This is a genomic window from Mycobacterium angelicum, from assembly GCF_002086155.1.
GTDB lineage: Bacteria > Actinomycetota > Actinomycetes > Mycobacteriales > Mycobacteriaceae > Mycobacterium > Mycobacterium angelicum.
Genome location: NZ_MVHE01000240.1, coordinates 1 through 663 on the forward strand (window position 1 = coordinate 1; position 663 = coordinate 663).

The window sequence follows — 663 nt, forward strand, 5'->3', positions numbered from 1 at the left end:
CACCGACGCGGGTTCCTTGTGCAGCACCACCTCGTAGCGGTGACCGCTGAGCTCGTTGACCGCATGCATGTCCTTGAGCTGAATATCCACCGCCCCGATCGCGGCGAACCGCTGCGGCAGCGCAACGAAGAACTCCGGCGCCACCAGCAACTCCTGCTCGGCCAACACCTCACGGCGCACCCGCTCACGCAACACCCCCGCGGTCTGCGCATCCTCGGCCTGCGCGCACACCACCGCCGAACTGAACGCCGACAACAAACTCACATTGCGCACATCCCCCACAAACAACGCCCCACCCGGCGCCAACAACCCCAGCGCCAACTCGATCACATCCAGCAAATACCCCGCACTCGGGAAATACTGAATCACCGAATTCAGCACCACCACATCGAAATAACCGGCCGGCAACCCCTCGGCCACATCGGCGGGCTGAATACTCAACTTCACCCGATCCGCCCACGGCCGCGACGCCACCTGCACCCCCAACCGATGAATCGTGTCCGCCGAAAAGTCCGTGCCCCAATACTGTTCACACTGCGGCGCCAGCTCGGCCAACAACAACCCCGACCCCACCCCGATCTCGAGCACCCGCCTAGGCGCCAACCCCGCAATGCGCTGCACCGCCGCCGCACGCCACTGCCGCATCTCGGCCAGCGGAATCGG

1 protein-coding gene is annotated in these 663 nt (G+C 65.0%); it reads right to left on the reverse strand.

The genetic code is table 11. The features are described 5' to 3' along the window. A partial coding sequence (locus tag BST12_RS29195) for a class I SAM-dependent methyltransferase (protein WP_245850628.1) occupies nt 1–645 on the reverse strand: 645 nt, incomplete at its 3' end. Nucleotides 646–663 lie beyond the last annotated feature (18 nt).